At 71.4% G+C, this 14,666-nt stretch carries 15 protein-coding genes and 1 tRNA gene; 11 read left to right on the forward strand and 5 right to left on the reverse strand.

Translation table 11 applies throughout. From position 1 onward, the window contains the following. Positions 1–64: 64 nt before the first annotated feature. Positions 65–994 carry an NAD(P)-dependent oxidoreductase gene (locus FBY23_RS04770; RefSeq protein WP_141797101.1) on the forward strand — a complete coding sequence of 310 codons (930 nt, stop codon included), beginning with the start codon at positions 65–67 and terminating at the stop codon, positions 992–994. Here the strand turns inward: FBY23_RS04770 and FBY23_RS04775 are convergent. Further along, entirely contained in the window at positions 991–1,602 is a 612-nt protein-coding gene (locus tag FBY23_RS04775; protein WP_260806566.1) for a TetR/AcrR family transcriptional regulator, read from the reverse strand. The genes FBY23_RS04770 and FBY23_RS04775 overlap by 4 nt on opposite strands. 41 nt (positions 1,603–1,643) lie before the next feature. On the opposite strand from FBY23_RS04775, the gene FBY23_RS04780 reads away from it, so the two are divergent. Next, complete coding sequence (locus FBY23_RS04780; RefSeq protein WP_141797103.1) at positions 1,644–2,447, forward strand: SDR family NAD(P)-dependent oxidoreductase; 804 nt, start codon at positions 1,644–1,646, stop codon at positions 2,445–2,447. A gap of 81 nt (positions 2,448–2,528) precedes the next feature. Beyond that, positions 2,529–4,598, forward strand: coding sequence for a CocE/NonD family hydrolase (locus tag FBY23_RS04785; RefSeq protein ID WP_141797104.1), 2,070 nt, complete (start codon positions 2,529–2,531; stop codon positions 4,596–4,598). A 199-nt stretch (positions 4,599–4,797) separates the two neighbouring features. Here FBY23_RS04785 and FBY23_RS04790 read toward each other — a convergent pair whose 3' ends face one another. Next, positions 4,798–5,562, reverse strand: a complete 765-nt coding sequence (locus FBY23_RS04790) for an IclR family transcriptional regulator (RefSeq protein WP_141797105.1) — start codon at positions 5,560–5,562, stop codon at positions 4,798–4,800. A 69-nt stretch (positions 5,563–5,631) separates the two neighbouring features. Between FBY23_RS04790 and FBY23_RS04795 the strand changes: the two genes are divergently transcribed. The 3 genes from FBY23_RS04795 to dmpG are packed head-to-tail and all read left to right on the forward strand — an operon-like array spanning position 5,632 to position 8,437. Continuing rightward, positions 5,632–6,444, forward strand: a complete 813-nt coding sequence (locus FBY23_RS04795; RefSeq protein WP_141797106.1) for a 2-keto-4-pentenoate hydratase — start codon at positions 5,632–5,634, stop codon at positions 6,442–6,444. Continuing rightward, the gene (locus tag FBY23_RS04800) at positions 6,441–7,400 is read left to right on the forward strand and encodes an acetaldehyde dehydrogenase (acetylating) (RefSeq protein ID WP_141797107.1); all 960 of its coding nucleotides are present in this window, start codon (positions 6,441–6,443) and stop codon (positions 7,398–7,400) included. The genes FBY23_RS04795 and FBY23_RS04800 overlap by 4 nt, the downstream gene beginning before the upstream one ends. Next, positions 7,397–8,437 (forward strand): 4-hydroxy-2-oxovalerate aldolase, encoded by a 1,041-nt coding sequence (gene dmpG, locus FBY23_RS04805; RefSeq protein ID WP_260805755.1) that lies wholly within the window; start codon positions 7,397–7,399, stop codon positions 8,435–8,437. Before FBY23_RS04800 ends, dmpG begins: the two co-directional genes overlap by 4 nt. Positions 8,438–8,599: 162 nt before the next feature. On the opposite strand, the gene FBY23_RS04810 is transcribed toward dmpG, so the two are convergent. Continuing rightward, complete coding sequence (locus tag FBY23_RS04810; protein WP_260805757.1) at positions 8,600–9,586, reverse strand: siderophore-interacting protein; 987 nt, start codon at positions 9,584–9,586, stop codon at positions 8,600–8,602. A gap of 101 nt (positions 9,587–9,687) precedes the next feature. Beyond that, on the reverse strand, positions 9,688–10,263 hold the full coding sequence (dcd, locus tag FBY23_RS04815) for a dCTP deaminase (RefSeq protein WP_141797108.1): 576 nt from the start codon (positions 10,261–10,263) through the stop codon (positions 9,688–9,690). A gap of 195 nt (positions 10,264–10,458) precedes the next feature. Here dcd and FBY23_RS04820 point away from each other — a divergent pair, with 195 nt between their 5' ends. The 4 genes from FBY23_RS04820 (at position 10,459) to FBY23_RS04835 (ending at position 13,611) form a co-directional block, all read left to right on the forward strand. Next, entirely contained in the window at positions 10,459–11,607 is a 1,149-nt protein-coding gene (locus FBY23_RS04820; protein WP_141797109.1) for a hypothetical protein, read from the forward strand. A 56-nt stretch (positions 11,608–11,663) separates the two neighbouring features. After that, positions 11,664–12,671, forward strand: coding sequence for a TIGR03032 family protein (locus FBY23_RS04825; RefSeq protein WP_141797110.1), 1,008 nt, complete (start codon positions 11,664–11,666; stop codon positions 12,669–12,671). A gap of 60 nt (positions 12,672–12,731) precedes the next feature. Continuing rightward, on the forward strand, positions 12,732–13,505 hold the full coding sequence (locus tag FBY23_RS04830; RefSeq protein WP_141797111.1) for an SGNH/GDSL hydrolase family protein: 774 nt from the start codon (positions 12,732–12,734) through the stop codon (positions 13,503–13,505). Positions 13,506–13,535: 30 nt separating this feature from the next. Continuing rightward, positions 13,536–13,611: transfer RNA gene (locus FBY23_RS04835), tRNA-Gly, on the forward strand. Positions 13,612–13,626: 15 nt separating this feature from the next. On the opposite strand, the gene FBY23_RS04840 is transcribed toward FBY23_RS04835, so the two are convergent. Further along, positions 13,627–13,857: a hypothetical protein gene (locus FBY23_RS04840; protein WP_141797112.1), complete on the reverse strand. Its 231-nt coding sequence runs from the start codon at positions 13,855–13,857 to the stop codon at positions 13,627–13,629. Between the two features lie 31 nt (positions 13,858–13,888). Here FBY23_RS04840 and FBY23_RS04845 point away from each other — a divergent pair, with 31 nt between their 5' ends. Further along, positions 13,889–14,665 carry a DUF3592 domain-containing protein gene (locus FBY23_RS04845; protein ID WP_160158162.1) on the forward strand — a complete coding sequence of 259 codons (777 nt, stop codon included), beginning with the start codon at positions 13,889–13,891 and terminating at the stop codon, positions 14,663–14,665. Position 14,666 lies beyond the last annotated feature (1 nt).

The following is a 14,666-nucleotide window of genomic DNA, read 5'->3' on the forward strand; positions in this document are numbered from 1 at the left end:
GTTGACGGCGCGCCGTCGCCCTCTATCCTTATCGAACAAGCGTTAGATAAGGACGAGGGAGAGCATGAGCGTCGCACAGCGGGTCCTGGTGGTCGGTGGCACCGGCCTGATCGGTTCGACGGTGGCGGCCGAGCTCGCCCGTCGTGGGTACGACGTCGCGGTCGCCGGCCGCAACCGGCCCGAGGAGGGCTCGCCCGCGGCCGCGTTCGACTGGGTCGAGGGCGACTACACCCGGCCGGGCTGGGCCGACCGCCTCCGGGGCGTCGACGCGATCGTCTTCGCCGCCGCCCAGGACATCCGCCACGTCGGCGTGCACGCCTCGGCCGAGACCTGGCAGGACGTGCAGACCGCGAGCCTGCCGGCCTTCTTCGCGGAGGCCCGGGAGGCCGGCGTACGGCGGGCGGTGCTGGTCGGCAGCTACTACCACCAGGTGCTGCCCGACCTGGTCGCCACCAACGCCTACGTCAAGGCCCGCGCCGACGCCGAGGCGGGCGTCCTCGCGCTGGCCACCGACGACTTCGCCGTGTGCGCGGTCAACCCGCCGAACGTGGTCGGCGTCGCCCCCGGCCGCGCCCTGCACGCCTTCGCCAAGATGGTCCGCTGGGCCCGCGGCGCGATGGCCGACCGGGTGCCGGACTGCGCGCCCCACGGTGGGACCAACTACATGTCGGTGCACGCCGTCGCCGCCGCCGTGGCGGGTGCCGTCGAGCACGGCGAGTCCGGCCGTGCGTACCTCATCGGCGACGAGAACCTCACCTTCCAGGGCTACTTCCAGGCCCTGTTCGACGCCGCCGGCGCCGAGCGCACCGTCGCGGTCTGCGACGAGGACCATGCCTTCCTGCCCGACGACTTCCTGGTCGCCGGCAAGGGCGTGACGCTGCGCTACGAGCCCGACGCGACGGAGCAGGCGCTCCTCGGCTACCACCGTGGCGACATCGCGGAGACCCTGCGCACCATGGTGGCCGCGGTCGACGCGCTCCCGCCCCGGGTCTAGTGCGTGCCGTAGAAGACCGCGAGGTACTGCTCGGCCAGCGTGTCCGCATCGCTCGCCGAGCCGGCGCGGTACCAGCGCACCGCGGTCCAGGTCGCGTCGCGCACCAGGCGGTACCGCACGTCCACCGGTACGTCGACCGCGAAGTCCCCGGCGTCGGCACTCTCGGTCAGCGCGCGCACCCACCCGGCCTCGATCGCCGCGCTCTGCTCGGCCACGAAGTCGAAGCCCGGCTGGTCGACCAGCCGGAGGAACTCGTTCTGGTAGGTCAGCACCCAGGCCGGCCGCTCGGCGATCAGGCCGAGGGCGTGCCGGACCAGGTCGCCGACCCGCTTCCGCGGCGGTGCGTCCGCGCGGACGATCGCCTCGGTCGCCGCCGCCAGGTCGGCCAGGAACTCCCGCAGCACCGCCTCGAGGAGCGCGTCCTTGGAGGCGAAGTAGTGATACAGGCTGCCCGACTGGATCTCGGCCTCGTCCGCGATGTGCCGCACCGTCGTGTCGGCGTACCCGCGCCGCGCGAACAGAGTCGCGGCGCTGTCGAGGATCGCCTGCCGTCGTACGGCGGGATCCTCCCGCACCCGCATCCGGCGGGCCGGAGCGGGCTCGGGCATCACGCCGCGATCCTGCCAGAACCTCAGTGATCGGAGAGAGCATGGAACACCGGGTCAGCATCGTCACCGGAGGAGCGGGCGGCATCGGGGGAGCGATCTCGCGCGCCCTCGCGGCCCGCGGTGACCACGTCGTCCTCAACGACATCGACCCGGAGACCGCCGCGGCCACGGCCACCGGCATCCGCGAGGACGGCGGCGCCTGCACCGTCGTCCCCGGCGACATCACCGATGACGACGTCGCCACCACCGTCGTGGCCACGGCGGCCGGGATCAGCGGCGCGATCGACGTCCTGGTCAACAACGTCGGCGACTTCCGCCCGGCCTCGCGCGACTTCGCGCACAGCACCCCCGAGCAGTGGCAGCGGCTCTACGAGGTCAACCTGCGCCACGTCCTCACGATGACGTACGCCGTGCTGCCGCACCTGGTGGCCGGCTCCTCGATCGTCAACGTCTCGACGGTCGAGGCCTACCGAGGCATCCCGGCCAGCGCGCCGTACTCCGCCTTCAAGGCCGGCGTCTCCGCCTTCACCAAGAGCATGGCCGTGGAGCTCGGGCCGCGCGGCGTGCGGGTCAACGCGATCGCCCCCGACCTCACCGACACCGCCCAGACCTCGCGCGCGGCGATGCTGCGCGGACGCGACGAGGCGCTGGTGCCGCTGTGGCTCCCGCTCGGCCGGTTCGCCGAGGCCGAGGACCACGCGGGCGTCGTCGACTTCCTGACCAGCGACGCCGCCCGGTTCGTCACCGGCCACACCGTCCCCGTGGACGGCGGCACCCTCGCCGCGTCCGGCTGGTTCCGCCGCCGCGACGGCAAGGGCTGGACGAACATGCCCGACCAGCCCTGAGCCGGCCCGGCCCGGGCGACTGCGTGACCGGGACCACAGGTGCCTCGTTACCCGTGAGTACGCCACGGGAGGGGACCACCCATGAACGACAACGCCCTGCGCCGCCGCCTGGTGGCCGCGCTGCTCAGCACCGGCCTCGCCGCCGCCTTCGTGCTCCCGCTCGGCGGTGACGCCGTCGGCGCGGGCGCGACCGCGGCCCGCACCGCCGTCTCGGCCCAGCAGGCGGGGGCGAGCGTGCCGGTCGCCCAGAAGCCGAAGAAGTGCAAGAGGAAGGCCAAGAAGCACAAGAGGAAGTGCGCCAAGGCCAAGCACGCGGCGCCCGCTCCGGCGACGACGAGCACCCCCACCGGCACGCCCGGCAGCCCTGCCGGCAGCACCGGCACCGCCCCCGCAGCCACCCCGTGGACCCCGCGCCCGGCGCAGTACGAAGCCAGCGTCACCACCCGCGACATCCCGATCACCATGGACGACGGCGTGATCCTGCGCGGTGACCTGCAGCGCCCGGCCGGCGCCGACGGCAAGCCGGTCACCACGCCACTCCCGGTCATCGTCACCATCACCGCTTACAACAAGACGGTCCTGTCCGCCGGTGCGGGCGCCACCCTCGCCGGGGCCGACCCGGGCTACCTGGTCGCGCGCGGGTACGCCCAGCTCACCGTCGACGCCCGCGGCACCGGCGGCTCCCAGGGCCAGTGGGCCGCGTTCAGCGCCCGCGAGGGCAAGGACGCCGGGGCGATCGTCGAGTGGGCGGCCTCCCAGCCGTGGAGCAACGGCAAGGTCGGCATGACCGGCGCGTCGTACATGGGCATCTCGCAGCTCTTCGCCGCCGCCCAGAAGCCCCGGGGACTCAAGGCGATCTTCCCGCAGGTCCCGGCGGCCGACGTCTACCGCGACGTCGTCGCCTCCGGCGGCCAGATCGACGTCGGGTTCATCCCGCTGTGGCTCGGACTGGTCACCGCGACCGGGGTGATCCCGCCGGCGTACGGCCTCCAGGAGCCGCAGGCCGGCTTCAAGATGGCGCTCGACCACCTGATGGGCGGGCTCGGCTTCACCCTGCCGCTCGCCGTCCAGGCGGTGCTCGGCGGCGACCCGGCCTACGACGGCCCGTTCTACCGCGAGCGCTCACCGATCGAGGTCCTCGACAACGTCACCGTCCCGACGTTCCTCGTCGGCGGCGAGTTCGACCTGTTCCAGCGCGGCACGCCGCTCGTGTTCGAGCGGCTCCAGCAGCGCGGCGTCCCGACCAAGCTCATCGTCGGTCCGTGGGACCACCTGCAGGGTTCGTCCGGCGCCGAGGTCGGCAAGGCGGGCTACGGCTCGCTCGCGGAGCTGCAGCTGCGCTGGTTCGACCAGTACATCAACGGCATGGACGGCCAGCTCGACCAGATCGCGCCGCTGACCTACTACGAGCAGGGCTCCGGCTCGTGGGTGCGCAAGGCGAAGTGGCTCGACGACGACCTCTCCGCCCGCAGCTATGCCCTGTCCGGCGACGCCGCAGTCGGCGGCAGGGCCGGCGTCCTGACCACGGGTACGGCGAGCGCCGGGTCCGCCGTCGTCCCGCCGATCCCGGTCACCGGCCTGTGCACCCGCTCGGCCAACCAGTGGACCGCCGGCGTGCCGAACGTGCTGCTCGCGGACCTACCCTGCTTCACGAACAACGCGCTCAACGACCTCGGCGGGGTCACCTTCGACACCGCGCCGCAGGACGCCGACGTGCGCTTCCAGGGTCCGCTCAACGCGCGGCTCTACGTCTCGACGCCGACCGGCGACGGGATGCTGTCGGTCGCGGTGGAGGACGTCGCACCTGACGGAACGGTCACCCGGATCAGCGGAGGCTGGCAGACCATCGCGCACCGCAAGCTCGACGAGAGCCGCTCGCGCTACCTCGACGGCCAGCTGCTCCAGCCGTACCACCCGTTCACCCGCGAGGCGAAGGCCGACCTGCCGGCCGGCGAGATCGCGCCGGTCGACGTCGAGATCTTCCCGACCGGGGCGGTCATCGCGAAGGGGCACCGGCTGCGGATCGCGGTCCAGGCGTTCGACGTACCGCACCTGTTGTCGCCGCTCACCGACCTGGTCGGCCAGCTGGTGCCGGTCACCGTGCACACCGGCCCCCAGTACCCGTCGGTGCTGACCATGGCGGTGCGCTGACCGGCCCATCCGCCGGTCCGCGCTGGTCGGGCTGGTCGGGCTGTAACACGTTGTCCACACGACTACCTGACGGTTCTCCGCACCAGGCTCGGCGTGTCGTCGGCGTGTCGTGCTGACAACCGCCGACCAGTCGGGTGGACAACGTGTTACAGCGGTGGGAGCCGACGCCGCGCCGGCCACCCTGGCTCCTCCAAACCGCCTACAACCCACCCGGGCGGCGGGCCAAGGTGCTCGCGAGCGCCGTGGCCGCCGCCCGGACCGCGTTCTGGTGCGCCTCCGGCCGGAACCGGCCGACCGGGCCGGTCACGCTGATCGCGGCCAGTGCGCTCGCCCCGTCGGTGTCGAGCACCGGCGCCGCCACGCACAGCAGGCCCGGCGTCGACTCCTCGCGCTCGAAGGCCAGCCCGTTCTCCAGGGCCCGCTCCAGCTGCTGCTCGAGCAGGCCCGGTGCCACCACCGTGTGCGGCGTACGACGGGCGAGCGGCCCCGCCAGCACCGCCGCCCGCACGGCCGGCTCGGCGTGCGCGAGCAGCACCTTGCCGATGGCGGTGCAGTGCATCGGCATCCGGCCGCCGGTCCGTGAGGGGCTGCGGGCCTGGCGGTGCCCGCCGATCTTGGCGACGTAGACGACCTCGGTGCCGTCGCGGACCCCGAGGTGGACGGTCTCGTGGGTGCGCTCGTAGAGGTCCTGCAGGAACGGCATCGCGACCTCGAGCAGGGTGCGCTCGGTGGCCGCCCGCATGCCGAGCTCGAACAGCCCGCCGGCCAGCCGGTAGCCGTGCTCGGTCTTCTCCAGCAGCCGGTGGTGCACCAGGTCGGCGGCGACCCGGTGCGCGGTGCCCTTCGGGAGGCCGGTGCGTCGGACCAGCTCGGCGAGGGGGAGCAGCCGGTCCTCGGGGCCGAAGGCGCGCAGCAGCGCGACCGCCTTGCCCAGGACGGTGTCCAGGTCCTGCGCGTCCGCCACTCGCACAGCGTACCGGTGAGTGGAACGTGCCCATGGTGGGCGACGACGCCAGGCACGAGAGTGAGCACCATGACCGAAGCTCTCGACCTCGACACTGCCGTCACGGCTGCCGCCGAGCGCCTGCACACCGCGCTGGTCGACAACCAGCCCTGTGCCCCGATCCGCGACCTGATCGGCGACCGCGACATCAACCTCGCGTACGCCGTGCAGCAGCAGCTCAACGCGCACCGCCTCGACGCCGGCGCCACGGTCGTCGGCCGCAAGATCGGCGCGACCTCCGAGGCCGTCCAGAAGCAGCTGGGCGTCGACACCCCCGACCTGGGCGTGCTCTTCGACGACATGGAGTACGACGCCTCCGCGCCGATCGACATCAGCGGGCTGCTGCAGCCGAAGGTCGAGGGCGAGATCGCGTTCGTCCTGGGCGCCGACCTCGCCGAGGGCGACCTCGACCTCGACCAGGTCGCGGCTGCCGTCGACTACGCCGTCGCCGCCATCGAGGTGTGCGACAGCCGGATCGACAACTGGGACATCAGCTTCGCCGACACCGTCGCCGACAACGCCTCGGCCGGCGGCTACGTGCTCGGCACCGAGCGCCGTACCCTCGACGACTTCTCGCCGAAGGACGCCGCCATGGCGATGACCGTCAGCGGCCAGGAAGACTCGGTCGGCACCGGCGCCGCCTCCCTCGGCGACCCGCTCGTGGCGCTGCAGTGGCTGGCCCGACAGGCTCGCGACCTCGGCGACCCGTTGCGCGCGGGCCAGGTCGTGCTCTCCGGCGCGCTCGGCCCGATGCGTCCCGCCGCCCCCGGCGCCGACGTCGAGCTCATCATCGACGGACTCGGCTCCGTCGCCATCAGCTTCAGCACCAAGGAGGACTCATGAGCAAGACCAAGGTGGCCATCATCGGCTCCGGCAACATCGGAACCGACCTGATGATCAAGATCCTGCAGACCGCGCAGCACGTCGAGATGGGGGCGCTCGTCGGCATCGACCCCGACTCCGACGGCCTCGCCCGGGCCCGCGACCTCGGCGTCGCGACCACCCACGAGGGCGTCGAGGGCCTGATGGCCCTGCCCGGCTTCGACGACATCGAGATCGTCTTCGACGCCACCTCGGCCAAGGCGCACCTCCACAACGACGCGCTGCTGCGCCCGCTCGGCAAGCGGATGATCGACCTCACCCCGGCTGCCATCGGCCCGTTCGTGATCCCGGCCGTCAACATCGACGAGCACCTCGACGCGCCCAACCTCAACATGGTCACCTGCGGCGGCCAGGCCACCATCCCGATCGTGGCCGCGATCTCCCGTGTGGTCCCGGTGGAGTACGCCGAGATCGTCGCCTCGATCTCCTCGAAGTCCGCCGGTCCGGGCACCCGCGCCAACATCGACGAGTTCACCGAGACCACGTCCGGCGCGATCGCCCAGGTCGGCGGTGCCAAGCGCGGCAAGGCCGTCATCATCCTCAACCCGGCCGAGCCGCCGCTGATGATGCGCGACACCGTCTTCGCGCTCGTCCACGCACCCGACCCGGCCCTTCATGACGAGATCCGCGCGAGCGTGGAGAAGATGGTCGCCGACGTGGCGGCGTACGTCCCCGGCTACAAGCTGGTCCAGAAGGTCCAGATCGCCGAGATCCCGGCGGACCAGCCGGTCGAGACGCTGTTGGTCGACGGCGCGGAGCGCCCGACCCACCAGGTCTCGGTGTTCCTCCAGGTCACCGGCGCCGGCCACTACCTCCCGGCGTACGCCGGCAACCTCGACATCATGACCTCGGCCGGCCTGCAGGTCGCCGAGCGGATCGCTGCTGCTCGAAACAACGACATGGAGGCCACGCTGTGAGCACCCCCGCCGAGAAGACCAAGATCTTCGTCCAGGACGTCACCCTGCGCGACGGCATGCACGCGATCCGGCACCGCATCTCGCCCGCCGACGTGAAGCGGATCGTCGTCGCCCTCGACGAGGCCGGCGTGGACGCGCTCGAGGTCGCCCACGGCGACGGCCTCGCCGGCGGCTCGGTCAACTACGGCCCCGGCTCGCACACCGACTGGGAGTGGCTCGAGGCCGCCGCGTCGGTGCTGAAGAACGCCCGGCTGACCACCCTGCTGCTGCCCGGCGTCGGCACCGTCCACGAGCTGAAGCGGGCCTACGACCTCGGCGTCCGCTCGGTCCGGATCGCTACCCACTGCACCGAGGCCGACGTCTCCGCGCAGCACATCGCGGCTGCGCGCGAGCTCGGCATGGACGTCTCCGGCTTCCTGATGCTGTCCCACATGGCCGAGCCCGAGCAGCTCGCCCAGCAGGCCAAGCTCATGGAGTCGTACGGCGCCCACTGCGTCTACGTCACCGACTCCGGCGGCCGCCTCACCATGGACGACGTCGCCGCGCGCGTGCAGGCCTACCGCCGCGTGCTGGACCCGGGGACCGAGATCGGCATCCACGCCCACGAGAACCTCTCGCTGTCGGTCGCCAACTCCGTGGTCGCCGTACAGAACGGCGTCTATCGCGTCGACGCCTCCCTCGCCGGCCACGGCGCGGGCGCCGGCAACTGCCCGATCGAGCCGTTCATCGCCGTCGCCGACCTGATGGGCTTCGAGCACGGCTGCGACGTGTTCAAGCTGCAGGACGCCGCCGACGACATCGTCCGCCCGCTCCAGGACCGCCCGGTCCGGGTCGACCGCGAGACGCTGACCCTCGGCTACGCCGGCGTCTACTCCTCGTTCCTGCGCCACGCCGAGCGTGCCGCCGAGCAGTACGACGTCGACGTGCGCGACATCCTGATGGAGTGCGGCCGCCGCCGTCTCGTCGGTGGCCAGGAGGACATGATCGTCGACATCGCGCTGACCATCGTGGCCGAGCGCGAAGCGGCACTCGTCTAGCGCGACCCGGCAGAAAGTGGCCCGGTCTTCCCGCCGACCCGGCAGAAACTGGCTCAGAAATCGCGTCGACCCGGCAGTACTTCTGCCGGGTCGACGCAATTCGCCACCCACTTCGCGCCGGGTCGGCGCAATTCGCCAGCCACTTCGCGCCGGGTCGGCGGGTCAGGAGCGCATGGAGACACCCTCGCGCCAGTAGCCCATGAAGGCGACCTGGCGTCGGTCGAGCCCGAGGTCGTTGACCAGCTTGCGGCGCAGGCCGGTCACCACCTTGGACTCGCCGGCGATCCACGCGTAGAGCCCGGCGTACGGCGTGTCCCCTGCCGGGACCGCCGTCGCCGTGCCGACCTCCTCGCCCGAGGAGGAGTGCACCGGGGTCTCCCACAGGTCGGGGTCGATCTCGTCGTCGGTCACCACGATGGCCTCGGTGGGCGCGGTGCCGGTCAGGTGGTCGAGGACCGCCGCGTGCAGCCGCTCGCCGCGTGGGCCGCCGTTGCGCGGCAGCCAGGTCACCTCGACCCCGACGGGCGCGACGAGGTCCTGGATGTCGGCGTCGACCGGCACCTCGAGGTACGCCGCCCCGGTCGCGTCGGCCGGCAGGTCGCGCAGCACGCCCCGGATCGCCGGTACGGCGGTCTCGTCGCCGACCAGCAGCAGCCGCGTCGCCGTGCCGGGGGACCACTCGATGCCGCCGAACTCGTGGCCCGTGCGCGGCGCCAGGGTGACCAGCCGCTGCCCGGGCGCGGCCTGGAGCGCCCAGCGGTTGCCGGCGCCGTCGAGCGGGCTCTCGCCGTGGGCGTCGCCCTCGTGGACGACGATGTCGACGACCAGGCGCGTGTCGGCGCCCTCGCCGATCCGGTCGCGGATCGTGTAGGTGCGCAGGGAGCCACGCTCGTCCTCGGGGATCTGCATCCAGGTGGTCCACCAGGACTCGTCCGCGTCGGCGAACGACGGCAGCGCGCCGGCCGCGTTGGGGAAGATCAGCTTGATCCGCTGGTCCAGCACGGGCCCGTCCGGGCCCAGCTCGGCCAACGCCGCGCCACCGAGCTCGACCCGCACGAACGACGGCGAGACCCGTTCGGCGCGCACGACCTCGACCTCGGTGAGGAGCATGGGAAGGGCGGCGACGTACTCGTTCTGGTCGACGGTCATGAGGTCAGGCTAACCTAACTACATGAATCCCCGGTCGGCCGGTGATTCCGGCACTTGTCGGGCGTTGCAACACCCGACAAGTGCAGGAAGCGCCCGACGAGTCAGATCTGCGTCCGGTGGAAGTTCTGGAACGAGCGCGACGGCGTCGGGCCACGCTGGCCCTGGTAGCGAGAGCCGTACCGCTCAGAGCCGTAGGGGTGCTCGCTCGGCGAGGAGAGCCGGAAGAAGCAGAACTGGCCGATCTTCATGCCCGGGTAGAGCTTGATCGGCAGGGTCGCGACATTGGCCAGCTCGAGCGTCACGTGCCCGGAGAAGCCGGGGTCGACGAAGCCGGCGGTCGCGTGCGTGAGCAGCCCGAGGCGGCCCAGCGAGGACTTGCCCTCGACGCGCGCGGCGATGTCGTCGGGCAGCGTCACGACCTCGTACGTCGAGCCGAGCACGAACTCGCCCGGGTGCAGGATGAACGGCTCGTCGCCCTCGGGCTCGACCATGCGGGTCAGGTCGGACTGGTCGGCGGCCGGGTCGATCGACGGGTACTTGTGGTTGTCGAAGACCCGGAAGAACCGGTCGAGGCGGAAGTCCACCGACGACGGCTGCATCAGCCCGGGGTCATAGGGTTCGAGGGCGATCCGTCCGGCGTCGATCTCGGCGGTGATGTCGCGGTCGCTGAGCAGCACGCCCCGCACCCTACCGGCGGACCGCGGATGGGGGGCAGGACCGACCGTCGCGCCGGTCCCCTACTCCATTTCTCGATGCTCGGGACACCCACGGATGTGAGGGTCGGCGGCGCCGCCGATTCCTCGGACGCGACTCCGTGACCGTGGCTACGTTGAGCGCGAATTGCCCCTGAATGAAGGAATGGAGGCGTTGCCATGCGCAAGCCCAGGCTGCTCGGCAGCATCGCGATCGCGGCGGTCACCGTCGGAAGCACGTGCGCGGTCATCGCGCCGCCGGCATCGGCAGCTGTGCCGGGAGCTCCGACCCTGGTCAGCTCCAGCGGCAGCGGAAGCGGTCTGTGTTCGAGCTATCCCGCGGTCCACGTCGACTGGGCGCCGCCGGCAGGTGCCAGCCCCGCGATCGACGGATACAACTACACGATCACGAGTGGCGCCACGACCATCTACTCCGGGTCGCTGGAGGACTACTACACCTCCCAGACCTGGTCCGTGCCCGCACCCGGCGCCTACACCGTGACCATCACCGCCCACAACGCGGACGGGAGCGGCGCCCCGCTGAGCGTGCCGGTCACGGCTGCTGCGCCCCGAGTGAAGGATGCGGTGGCGCCGACGCTCGGTGCGATGTCCTTCGGCGCGACGACGGTGATCGTCACCGGAACTGCCCAGATCCCGGTCACCCTCGACGTTGCCGCCTCCGACAACACGGGGGTGGACGTCTACTACGGCTCAGGTCTCTGGGGCCCGGGCGTGACCTACGACGCGGTCAATGACGACGTGAACTACGCGGATGACGGCCTGCAGCACATGGCCTGGTCGCAGTTCAGCTACCGCAAGTCGGGAACCAAGGCCAGTGGCGTCACCCAGCAGACCTTCGTCTTCGACCCGGAGAACAAGCCGGCCAATGGTCTGTGGAGCCTCTCCGAGGTCTCGCTGGTGGATTCCACCAAGGTCGGCGACGAGTGGTGCTCGGACAACTACTACGACTTCACCCGCCGGACCAAGCAGATCGCCGACGACCCCACGTACAACAAGGCGCTGCCGTCAACGCCCTCCTTCTTCCTGACCGACGTCAACCTCCCCGGCATCGGTGCACCGAAGATCAAGGGCAAGGCCAAGGCAGGCAAGAAGCTGCATGCGGTCGCCCAGCCGCCCGCAGGCGTCGCGGTCACCTACCAGTGGTACGTCACCAAGGGGAAGAAGGCCAAGACCAAGCTCATCGGCACGGGTGCGGTGATCAAGCTCAAGAAGAAGTTCAAGAGCAGCAAGATCTCGGTGACCGCGACCTACACCGCGCCCGGCGGTGCGTCGTACCTGATCGCAGGGAAGGGCAAGAAGGTCAAGTGACCACGGATCCGGCGGCAAGCCCGCTCCTCGGGGATCGGCAGCCTGCTCGTCCGGGAATGTGGGACAGCACGTTGCGCGGCGACCTCGGGGGCATCCTGGGGTCGCTGCGCAGCAGCCTCGCGGTCTCGACGTACCAATCGGGTCGCATCGTCCTCATCCGCAACCAGGGCGACGTGGTGAACACCCACCTGCGCTCCATGCGCGGTCCGATGGGCATGGCCTATCGCAAGGGCACGCTCGCGGTGGGGACCCACAATCAGGTCAAGATCTATCGCAATCTCGCTTCAGCCGCCGCCAACATCGAGCCGGCCGGCAGCCACGATGCCTGTCTGGTCCCGATGCGGGCGATCTACACCGGCGACCTCCGCATCCATGACGTCGCCTGGGCGGGCGGTGAGCTGTGGGCCGTCGCGACCCGGTTCTCCCACCTGGTCACCTTCGACGCCGAGCGCAGCTTCGTCCCGCGCTGGAAGCCGCCGTTCGTGACAGCACTGACGGCCGAGGATCGCTGCCATCTCAACGGGCTCTGCGTCGTCGACGACGAGGTTCGCTACGTCACCGCGCTGGGTATCTCGGACACCGCTGGTGGCTGGCGGGAGGACAAGGCGCGCGGCGGGGTGATCATGGACGTCACCACCTCGGAGATCGTCGCCAGCGGACTGTCGATGCCCCACTCCCCGCGGTGGCATGACGGCCAGCTGTGGTTCTGCGAGTCCGGGGAAGGCAGCCTGGCGCGGGTCGATCCAGCTACGGGCGAGGTCACCACCATCGCCTCGCTGCCCGGGTTCACGCGAGGGCTGTCCATGGTCGGCCCGCTGGCCTTCGTGGGGCTCTCGCAGGTGCGCGAGAGCAGCACCTTCGGTGGGCTCCCGCTCACCTCGCGGCTCGATCGGCGCCAGAGTGGCCTCGCCGTGGTGCACATCGAGACAGGAGAGGTCCTCGCCTCGCTGGCCTTCGACGACCAGATCCAGGAGATCTTCGAGGTCACCGTGCTGCCCGGGATGTCCTACCCCGAGCTCGCCGAGGACGACTCCCCGCTGGTCGACAACTCGTTCTACCTGTAGCGGAGGGCTTCGAAGGACGGCGGTGACGGGTCGAGGTGACGGCTGGGTCATCATGGCTGCATGGCCTTCCGCACCTACGTCGCCCTCGGCGACTCGTTCACCGAAGGGGTCGGTGACCCCGACCCGGCGCGCCCCAACGGCCTGCGCGGATGGGCCGACCGCACCGCCGAGGCGCTCGCGGCCGCGGCCGCCCGCGACGGCGTCGACTTCGGGTACGCCAACCTCGCCATCCGCGGCCGCAAGCTCCCCGCGATCATCGACGAGCAGGTCGACGCCGCCATCGCGCTCGGCCCGGACCTGGTCAGCATCCACGGCGGTGGCAACGACGTGCTCCGCCCCAAGGTCGACATCGACGCCCTCGCGGCGACGTACGACGAGGCGATCGGCCGGCTCGCCGCCAGCGGCGCCCACGTCGTGGTGTTCACCATTGCCGACCCCGGCCTCAACGGGGTCATCAAGGTGATCCGTGGCCGGACCGCGATCTTCAACGAGTGGGTCCGCGAGATCGCCGAGAAGCACGACGCGACCCTGGTCGACATGTGGCGGATGCGCGGCTGGAAGGTCGCGGAGGTGATGGACGAGGACCGCCTCCACCTCAACGCCGTCGGCCATCAGATGATCGCCATCTCCGCCCTGGACGCGCTCGGTGTCGCCCACGACCTGCAGCCGATCCCGCCCGTCCCGGCCCCGGTCCTCAGCGCCCGCCAGCAGCGCGCCGCCAACCTCGCGTGGGCCCGCACCCACCTCGCTCCCTGGGTCCAGCGCCGCGTCACCGGCCGCTCGTCGGGCGACGGGGTGGAGCCGAAGCGCAGCACCTTCCTGCCCATCGGGTAGCATCCTCATCGCTCCGGTTCGCCGGGGCCTGCGGACGTAGCTCAGTTGGTAGAGCGTCAGCTTCCCAAGCTGAATGTCGCGAGTTCGAACCTCGTCGTCCGCTCCACTGCTCCAGCGCGTGTCACGTGGCGGAGCGCCGCCCGCGGAAGAAGTAGACCACCGGCAGCACTCCGGCCGAGTTCACGAACGTCAGCGCGAGCGCCCACCGCCGCTTCGACCCGTTGACCTCGCTCTCGTCGCGTCCCCTGAGATCGGCGAGCGCGGCGGCCTTGAGCGCACCGTCGACGGCGCTGCCGACCAGGATCGCCTTCCGGGTGCGGGGGCTGAGGTCCGTCCAGCGCTTCTTGGCCATGTCACTCCTCGGGTCGGGGTTGAATGTGTCCATGGTGCACTCGGAGCCCCCGCCGTTCAGGTTCACCCCCCGCTCTCGGCGGCGTACCGGCCTGGTCGTCGCGGCCGTGCTGATGGCGGCCGGCAGCGCCTGGGCCGGCTACGGGCTGGGCCTGACGATCATCGACGCGAACGACGACGCGCCGCCGGCGTACGTCGCCCTGGACGCCGCCGCAGCCGGCACCATCGGCGGCCTGGTCATCGCCGCGATCGGCGCCATCGGCTGGCTGTTCATGATGGACCGCTTCCCGCTCGCCCTGAGCAGCTGGCACAGCGCCAGCCTGCTGCTCCTGTGCTCCGCGCCCGGCGTGGTGCTCGCGACGCGGGAGCTCGGCGCCGGCGGTTGGTACGACGTCGCGGCCGCCGGGCTGGCGACGGCCGGCGTCCTCGCGCTGCTCGGCGGCTCGCTGCTCGCCACCCGCCGGCGCCTGCGCTGGCACGACGAGCTGCGCCTGATCGCCGAGGGCACACCGGTACCGGCGACCGTCGTCGAGTCGGGGCTCGACCCGGACGACTTCGAGGAGGCGTCGAACGTGATCACCACCGCGACCTTCCGGTTCACCGGGGCCGACGGCACGTCGTACCTCGTGCACCAGCGAGTCACCATCCCCGCCGCCGCGCCGATCGTCGAGGGCCAGCGGACGACGGTCTGGTACGACCCCGCGGACCCGCTCGACGACAAGCGCATCGTGGTCGCGATGGTGCACGCGCTGCGCTGGAACGTGCCGGTCCCGCGCGCGGCGACCGAGGAGCCGGTCGTACCCTCCTGAC

It is taken from the genome of Nocardioides sp. SLBN-35 (assembly GCF_006715725.1).
Lineage (GTDB): Bacteria > Actinomycetota > Actinomycetes > Propionibacteriales > Nocardioidaceae > Nocardioides.

Bases quoted from the DNA above. Each gene is read 5' to 3' on its own strand.
- FBY23_RS04770 (WP_141797101.1), top strand. From the start codon at position 65: ATGAGCGTCGCACAGCGGGTCCTGGTGGTCGGTGGCACCGGCCTGATC.
- FBY23_RS04775 (WP_260806566.1), bottom strand. From the start codon at position 1,602: ATGCCCGAGCCCGCTCCGGCCCGCCGGATGCGGGTGCGGGAGGATCCC.
- FBY23_RS04780 (WP_141797103.1), top strand. From the start codon at position 1,644: ATGGAACACCGGGTCAGCATCGTCACCGGAGGAGCGGGCGGCATCGGG.
- FBY23_RS04785 (WP_141797104.1), top strand. From the start codon at position 2,529: ATGAACGACAACGCCCTGCGCCGCCGCCTGGTGGCCGCGCTGCTCAGC.
- FBY23_RS04795 (WP_141797106.1), top strand. From the start codon at position 5,632: ATGACCGAAGCTCTCGACCTCGACACTGCCGTCACGGCTGCCGCCGAG.
- FBY23_RS04800 (WP_141797107.1), top strand. From the start codon at position 6,441: ATGAGCAAGACCAAGGTGGCCATCATCGGCTCCGGCAACATCGGAACC.
- FBY23_RS04810 (WP_260805757.1), bottom strand. From the start codon at position 9,586: ATGACCGTCGACCAGAACGAGTACGTCGCCGCCCTTCCCATGCTCCTC.
- FBY23_RS04820 (WP_141797109.1), top strand. From the start codon at position 10,459: ATGCGCAAGCCCAGGCTGCTCGGCAGCATCGCGATCGCGGCGGTCACC.
- FBY23_RS04825 (WP_141797110.1), top strand. From the start codon at position 11,664: ATGTGGGACAGCACGTTGCGCGGCGACCTCGGGGGCATCCTGGGGTCG.
- FBY23_RS04830 (WP_141797111.1), top strand. From the start codon at position 12,732: ATGGCCTTCCGCACCTACGTCGCCCTCGGCGACTCGTTCACCGAAGGG.
- FBY23_RS04840 (WP_141797112.1), bottom strand. From the start codon at position 13,857: ATGGCCAAGAAGCGCTGGACGGACCTCAGCCCCCGCACCCGGAAGGCG.
- FBY23_RS04845 (WP_160158162.1), top strand. From the start codon at position 13,889: ATGGTGCACTCGGAGCCCCCGCCGTTCAGGTTCACCCCCCGCTCTCGG.